This window comes from Sphingosinicella sp., assembly GCF_052388015.1.
Classification (GTDB): Bacteria; Pseudomonadota; Alphaproteobacteria; order Sphingomonadales; family Sphingomonadaceae; genus Allosphingosinicella.
Window position 1 is genome coordinate 1 of the sequence record NZ_JBQTIN010000083.1, and the last position, 6,613, is coordinate 6,613.

9 protein-coding genes are annotated in these 6,613 nt (G+C 66.7%); 7 read left to right on the top strand and 2 right to left on the bottom strand.

Features of this window, described 5'->3' with window-relative positions:
* The 6 genes from ACT4N3_RS06865 to ACT4N3_RS06890 form a co-directional block, all read left to right on the top strand.
* On the top strand, nt 1-814 hold an 814-nt coding region (locus ACT4N3_RS06865), incomplete at its 5' end, for a pseudouridine synthase (protein WP_444854467.1).
* Nucleotides 815-817: 3 nt separating this feature from the next.
* Nucleotides 818-1,369 carry a 16S rRNA (guanine(966)-N(2))-methyltransferase RsmD gene (gene rsmD, locus ACT4N3_RS06870; protein WP_444854468.1) on the top strand — a complete coding sequence of 184 codons (552 nt, stop codon included), beginning with the start codon at nt 818-820 and terminating at the stop codon, nt 1,367-1,369.
* A 49-nt stretch (nt 1,370-1,418) separates the two neighbouring features.
* The gene (locus tag ACT4N3_RS06875; RefSeq protein WP_444854469.1) at nt 1,419-1,595 is read left to right on the top strand and encodes a YegP family protein; all 177 of its coding nucleotides are present in this window, start codon (nt 1,419-1,421) and stop codon (nt 1,593-1,595) included.
* A gap of 50 nt (nt 1,596-1,645) precedes the next feature.
* Nucleotides 1,646-4,126, top strand: a complete 2,481-nt coding sequence (locus ACT4N3_RS06880) for an ATP-dependent helicase (RefSeq protein WP_444854470.1) — start codon at nt 1,646-1,648, stop codon at nt 4,124-4,126.
* Nucleotides 4,127-4,131: 5 nt separating this feature from the next.
* Nucleotides 4,132-4,788 carry a TrmH family RNA methyltransferase gene (locus tag ACT4N3_RS06885; protein ID WP_444854471.1) on the top strand — a complete coding sequence of 219 codons (657 nt, stop codon included), beginning with the start codon at nt 4,132-4,134 and terminating at the stop codon, nt 4,786-4,788.
* Between the two features lie 61 nt (nt 4,789-4,849).
* Complete coding sequence (locus ACT4N3_RS06890; protein WP_444854472.1) at nt 4,850-5,221, top strand: endonuclease domain-containing protein; 372 nt, start codon at nt 4,850-4,852, stop codon at nt 5,219-5,221.
* Nucleotides 5,222-5,340: 119 nt separating this feature from the next.
* Here ACT4N3_RS06890 and ACT4N3_RS06895 read toward each other — a convergent pair whose 3' ends face one another.
* Nucleotides 5,341-5,628 (bottom strand): hypothetical protein, encoded by a 288-nt coding sequence (locus ACT4N3_RS06895; RefSeq protein WP_444854473.1) that lies wholly within the window; start codon nt 5,626-5,628, stop codon nt 5,341-5,343.
* Nucleotides 5,625-5,894, bottom strand: coding sequence for a hypothetical protein (locus ACT4N3_RS06900; RefSeq protein ID WP_444854474.1), 270 nt, complete (start codon nt 5,892-5,894; stop codon nt 5,625-5,627). Before ACT4N3_RS06900 ends, ACT4N3_RS06895 begins: the two co-directional genes overlap by 4 nt.
* Nucleotides 5,895-6,327: 433 nt before the next feature.
* Between ACT4N3_RS06900 and ACT4N3_RS06905 the strand changes: the two genes are divergently transcribed.
* The coding region (locus ACT4N3_RS06905) for a hypothetical protein (protein ID WP_444854475.1) at nt 6,328-6,613 on the top strand (286 nt) is incomplete at its 3' end.

Consider the following 6,613-nt stretch of genomic DNA (forward strand, 5'->3'; position numbering starts at 1 on the left):
CCGCGCCGGCATCGCCTCGCGCCGCGAAGTCGAGCGGATGATCGCGGAAGGCCGGATCGCGATCCATGGCGAGCTGGTGACGACGCCCGCCACCCTGCTCGTCTCGCTGGCCGGCGTCACCGTCGACAGCAAGGCGGTCCGCGCGCCCGAGCCGGCCCGCCTGTTCCGCTACCACAAGCCCGCCGGCCTGCTCACCACCGAGCGCGACCCCAAGGGCCGCCCGACCATCTACGACCGGCTGCCTAAGGGCCTGCCGCGCGTGATGCCGGTCGGCCGGCTCGACCTCAACACCGAGGGCCTGCTCCTCCTCACCACCGACGGCGAGCTCAAGCGCCAGCTCGAGCTGCCCGCCACCGGTGTCGAGCGCGCCTATCGGGCGCGCGTGTTCGGCGACATCTCGCAGGAGCGGCTTGAGCAATTGATCCAGGGGATCGAGATCGACGGCATCCGCTACGGCCCGATCGACGCCAATCTGGAGCGCCGCACCGGCCGCAACGCCTGGGTCGAGATGCGCCTCCGCGAGGGCAAGAACCGCGAGGTCCGCCGGGTGCTCGAGCATCTCGGCCTGCAGGTCTCCCGCCTGATCCGCACCGCCTACGGCCCCTTCCCCCTCGCCGACCTCCCCGCCGGCACGGTCGACGAGGTGCGGCGGCAGGATGTCGCCGCGTTCCGGAAATCGCTATCCTCCCTGTCGCGAAGCGATGGGGAGGGGGACCATGCGAAGCATGGTGGAGGGGCCACCCAGTCCCGCAAAGCCCCTCCACCTCGCTCCGCGCGGTCCCCCTCCCCACGCCTGCGGCGCAGGGAGGATTAAAGAGTGAGGATCCTCGCCGGCCAGTGGCGCGGCCGGCCGCTGCTTGTGCCGCCCGGCCTCGCCACCCGCCCGACCAGCGACCGCGCCCGCGAAGGGCTGTTCTCGATGCTCGCCAGCCGCCTCGGCTCGTTCGAGGGCCTGCGGGTCGCCGACCTGTTCGCCGGTTCAGGCGCACTCGGGCTGGAGGCGCTGTCACGTGGGGCGGCGCATTGCCTGTTCGTCGAGAAGGATCGCGCCGCCGCCGAGGTTCTGAAGCAGAATATCGCGAAGCTGGGCGCGGCAGATCGCGCCGAGATCCGCGTCCAGCCGGTCGAGCACGCGCTGCCGCCCAGCCCGCCCGCCGACCTGATCCTCGCCGACCCGCCTTATGCGACGCCGCTCGCCCAGATGCTGCTCGATCGGATCGGCCAGGGCGGCTGGCTCGCCCCCGGCGGCTGGCTCAGCATCGAAACGAACGCCAACGAGAGCCTCGCCATCTCCCCGCTGCTCAAGCCTGCGGCGGAGCGACGCTTCGGCAAGGCACATGTCATTTTGCTCACCCTCGCGGAGGCTTGAAGCGCGCCTGACCCATGTTAGGCTCGCCCCCGAAACGAAGGAGGATTCGATGGCCCACAAGTTCATCATCAAGAAGGACGCCAAGGGCGAGTACCGCGCCTATTTCAGCTACAATTCGGAATCGATCTTCTGGACCGAGGGCTATTCGTCCAAGGCCGGCGCCCAGAACGCGATCGATTCGATCAAGTCCAACGGCCCCGGCGCCCCGGTCGACGACCAGAGCTAAGCCCTTCAGCCAGCTTGCCCTGAGCCCCCGCGTTCCCTAGCTGTTCGCGGGTGAGTCAGCCTGTCGCAACCGCTCCGGAACCGCCCTACCTCGCCGGCCTCAACCCGCCGCAGCGCGAGGCGGTGCTCACAACCGAGGGCCCGGTGCTCGTCCTCGCCGGCGCCGGCACCGGCAAGACGGCGGCGCTCACCGCGCGCCTCGCCCACCTCCTCTACACCCGCCGCGCCTGGCCGTCCGAGTTGCTCGCCGTCACCTTCACCAACAAGGCGGCGCGCGAGATGAAGGAACGCGTCGGCCGCATCGTCGGCGAGGCGGTGGAGGGCATGCCATGGCTCGGCACCTTCCACTCGATCGGCGCGAAGATGCTCCGCCGCCATGCCGAATTGGTCGGGCTGAAATCCAATTTCACCATCCTCGACACGGACGACCAGCTCCGCCTGCTCAAGCAGCTGATCCTTGCCGCCGATATCGACGAGAAACGCTGGCCCGCGCGGCTGCTCGGCGGGATGATCGACCGCTGGAAGAACAAGGGCCTCGCCCCGGACCAGGTCGATGCCGGCGAGGCGGAGGCCTTCGCCAACGGCAAGGGCGCGAAGCTTTACGCCCTCTATCAGGCGCGCCTGCGCGACCTCAACGCCTGCGATTTCGGCGATCTGCTGCTGCACATGCTGGTCATCCTGAAGACGCACCGCGACGTGCTCGAGCTCTTCCAGCAGCGCTTCAAATATATCCTCGTCGACGAATATCAGGACACCAACCAGAGCCAGTATCTGTGGCTCCGCCTGCTCGCCCAGGGCCACCGGAACATCTGCTGCGTCGGCGACGACGACCAGTCGATCTATTCGTGGAGAGGAGCAGAAGTCTCGAACATCCTGCGTTTCGAGACCGACTTTCCCGGCGCGAAGATCATCCGGCTGGAGCAGAATTACCGCTCCACCCCGCACATCCTCGCCGCCGCCTCCGGCCTGATCGCCCAGAATGCCGGCCGCCTCGGCAAGACGCTCTGGACCGAGGTCAAGGACGACGAGGGCGGCGAAGGGCCGAAGGTGCAGGTGATCGGCGTCTGGGACGGGCCGGAGGAGGCCCGCCGCGTCGGCGAGGAGCTGGAGACGCTCCAGCTTCGCGGCGCCAATGGAAAACCGGGGCGCCTCGACGACGCCGCCATCCTCGTCCGCGCCCAGTTCCAGACCCGCGAGTTCGAGGACCGCTTCATCGCCATCGGCCTGCCCTACCGCATCGTCGGCGGCTTCCGTTTCTACGAGCGCGCCGAGATCCGCGACGCCCTCGCTTATCTGCGGGTCATCGCCCAGCCGGCCGACGACCTGGCCTTCGAGCGGATCGTCAACGTCCCCAAAAGAGGTCTCGGCGACAAGGCGGTGGCGAAGCTCCATTTGCTCGCCCGCGCCGAGCAGATTCCGCTGAGCCTCGCCGCCGCCCGCATCCTCGACACCGACGAGCTCACCGGCGCCGCCCGCAAATCGCTCGGCAACCTTGTTGCCGATTTCGCAAGGTGGCGGTCGCTCTTATCCTCCCTGTCGCAAAGCGATGGGGAGGGGGACCGCGCGGAGCGCGGTGGAGGGGCGAGCGGCGCTAAGCCCCTCTCCCACCCCGATCTCGCCCGCCTCGTCCTCGACGAATCCGGCTACACCGCCGCCCTCCAGGCCGATCGCTCCGCCGAGAGCGCCGGCCGCCTCGAAAACCTCGCCGAGCTCGCCCGCGCGATGGAGGAGTATGAGACACTCGGCGCCTTCCTCGAGCATGTCAGCCTCGTCATGGACAATGACGCCGACCGCGAGGCGGACAAGGTCACGATCATGACCATCCACGCCGCCAAGGGGCTGGAGTTCGGCACCATCTTCCTCGCCGGCTGGGAGGAAGGCGTCTTCCCCTCGCAGCGCGCGCTGGACGAGGGCGGCAACGCCGCGCTCGAGGAGGAGCGCCGCCTCGCTTATGTCGCGATCACCCGCGCCCGCCGCCGCTGCGTCATCCTCCACGCCGCCAATCGCCGCATCTACGGCCAGTGGACCAGCAGCATCCCGAGCCGCTTCGTCGCCGAGCTTCCGGCGGCGAACACCGAGGAGGAAACGACGATGACCGGCGGCGAGTCCCTATGGCGCGCCAACTGGTCCGAGCGGTCCGACCCCTTCGCCGACGTCGCCCGCGGCACCGGGAGAGGCCCTGGCTGGCAACGCGCCGCCGCCGAGCGCGGCTACATCAGCTTCGCCGATCGCGTCGCGGAGTCCACGGCTGAGTTTCGCTCCAAGGCAAAACCCTCTCCCCTTGTGGGAGAGGGCGACTCGCCAAGGGCGAGCGGGGTGAGGGGTCTCGGCGCGTCAGCGCCGAGAGAATCCCGCGCCAGCGCCGTCAGCCTCGGCAACCCCGGCCGTGCCGACATCGCCATCGGCCAGCGCGTCTTCCACAGCAAGTTCGGCTACGGCACCGTCGCCGAGATCGAAGGCAACAAGCTGGAGATCGACTTCGAGCACTCGGGGCGAAAGCGCGTGCTGGATAGCTTTGTGAGTGTGGAGTGAGAATATTGGACGAATCCACCGAGGAGAAAAGCGGATCGAAGAAATCCGTCCGCAGACGCGCCGAGGAGATCAAACCATTTCGGTGCAAGAATTTGATCGCGGTGCTTGAGAACCCGACCGACATCAAGAACATCGGAACGGTAATCCGGAACGTGAACGCCTTGGGCGTCGAGAAGGTCTATGTCGTCGATCCACGCCATGCTCTCCCTGACGACTGGCAGGATTTGCGCGAGCGGAAAGGCGTTTCGAAGACCTCTGTTTCCGCGGTGAAATGGACTTTCGTGAAGCGGTTCGACAGCACCGATGACTGTTTCGATCACCTTGAAAAAATGAACTTCAAATCGATCGTCACGTCGCCGCACGTGAAGGGAAAGGCCTGCATCTTCCTTCACGAGGGCGACTTTACCATTCACTCCAAGCTCGCCGTCTGGTTCGGTAGCGAGGCGAGCGGCATCAGCGATCGTGCCGTCGAGAGAAGCGAGATGTGCGTTAGCATTCCGATGTTCGGCATGATCGAAAGCCTCAACCTCGGCACCAGCTCGGGCATCGTCCTGTATGAAGTCGCAAAGCAGAGGCGCGAGTATCAGAGCAAGTACCGGCTGCGCAATCGAAGGGGAATGCGCGCAAACCCATTGCCGACTGTCATCGCGCCCGGGGCTTAGCCGGCGACGCGGCACATAGCCCTCTCCCCTTCAGGGGAGAGGGTTGGGAGAGGGGGAGTCGATGCGGGACGGCGAGTTGCTCGAACGCGCGAAGAAGATGCGGCGCGAGCTGACCGGGCCGGAACTGAAGCTCTGGCTCGAACTCCGCGCGAAACGGTTCGAAGGCGCCAAGTTTCGGCGACAGGTCGTGATCGGACGCTACATCGTTGATTTCGCGTGCCGGACGCCAGTCATGTTGGTCGTCGAAGTCGACGGCGAGACGCATGCGGGTCACGAGGCATATGACGCCGCCCGAACGGCCTTCCTCGAAAGTCGCGGCTACCGGGTGCTGCGGTTCACGAATCCGGAGGTCATGGGCAATCTGGACGGCGTGCTGTTCGCCATCGCCGAGGCGTTGCCGACGCCGCCCCCTCTCCCCGACCCTCTCCCCTGAAGGGGAGAGGGCACGAGGCGGTTCAGCCGCCCTTCGCCCGTCCCCGGTTGACCAGGTCGCGTCACCTGGGAGCAGCCTGGACCGGCGCCTGTCCCGGTCAATACAGCTCGGCCACCCCCTCAACCCTCCCGCTTCACGGCGACCCGGAAACATGCCGCCGAGATCAGCCACAGCACCGCAAAGAAGCCGCTGAACAGCAGCGCCCTGGACGGCCCGTCCGGCACGCTGGCGGTCACCGGCGCGGTGGCGATGGCGAGGCCGAGCAGGGCCTGCATGATCGCGACGCCGAGCATGGTCCGCGCCATGCCCGCCGCCCCGAACCAGGCGGCGAACGCGCCGACCGCCGCCGCCATGATCAGCAGGAAGAAGCCGATGCCATTGCCGTCGTCGCGGACGATCGTCGTCATACGGTCAGGAACGAGGTCAGAAGCGCGACCGCGATGCCCGCCCGATAGGCCCGGCTGCCGTTCAGCCGCTCCGCATATTCGTAGAGCAGCAGGACACCGCCGATCACGACCCCGGCGAGGACGAAGCTGGCGGGCGTCCAATGCCATTCGTCGCTAAACTGCATCATCACCGCCGGGATCGTCAGCACCACCAGCGCCGCGCTCCAGCGCGCGATCTGCCAAGGGTTCCATAGACCCGCATGGGCCCGTTCGCTCGCTCCAGTCATCCGCTCGTCTCCCGTGAGGATTGCGGCTTCGTCCTGGCGCGATCCGGGATGAAAGCCATGAGCGGGATGTGAGGAAAGGCTGAAACAACTTTCCTACATCCCCTCCCCGCCCGCATAAGCTGGCGGATGAACGACTCGCCCGACGATCCCTTCCCCTTCGATCCCGTTCTCCCTGCCTAGACGCGCTACGACGGCTGGACACCGGAGCGAACGTCGTTGGAAGAACTCTTTGACCACTAGCCACTTGGCCTTGGTTGACGACTTCCGCCCTTTCGCCGCATCGATGCCGTCATTCGATCGCAACCTTGACTCGGTACGCGGCGAGGCGCACTTGATTTGCGTTCTTCGCTGCTCGTCGTACCGCGTCTCCCGGATATGCTTGGCGATGATCGCCCTGCCGGTCCTGTCGTCGCCCCGATGATGGAGAGAGAAAGTGGCCGACCCCAGTTTCTGTATCGCCTGCAAGGACCGGAGCGCGGGCCAGCCATTGTGGCTGAGCGCCGGTCAGGACAGCTCGGGCGCGGCGGTGTGCGACGTCGCGGCCGGTGATCCGCAGCCCCCGACGCCCGAATATTGGGCGCTCACGCCCATCATCGGCACCGATGCCTATTACCTGTTGAATCAAAGCTTGAATCTCTACGCGAACTTCGATCCGGGCGGCATGATCTCGCTCCGTCCGCTCGACATTTTCGATCCGGCCTTCATCATCAAGCTCGACA

Bases quoted from the DNA above. Each gene is read 5' to 3' on its own strand.
- ACT4N3_RS06875 (WP_444854469.1), top strand. From the start codon at position 1,419: ATGGCCCACAAGTTCATCATCAAGAAGGACGCCAAGGGCGAGTACCGC.
- ACT4N3_RS06890 (WP_444854472.1), top strand. From the start codon at position 4,850: ATGCGGGACGGCGAGTTGCTCGAACGCGCGAAGAAGATGCGGCGCGAG.
- ACT4N3_RS06895 (WP_444854473.1), bottom strand. From the start codon at position 5,628: ATGACGACGATCGTCCGCGACGACGGCAATGGCATCGGCTTCTTCCTG.
- ACT4N3_RS06900 (WP_444854474.1), bottom strand. From the start codon at position 5,894: ATGACTGGAGCGAGCGAACGGGCCCATGCGGGTCTATGGAACCCTTGG.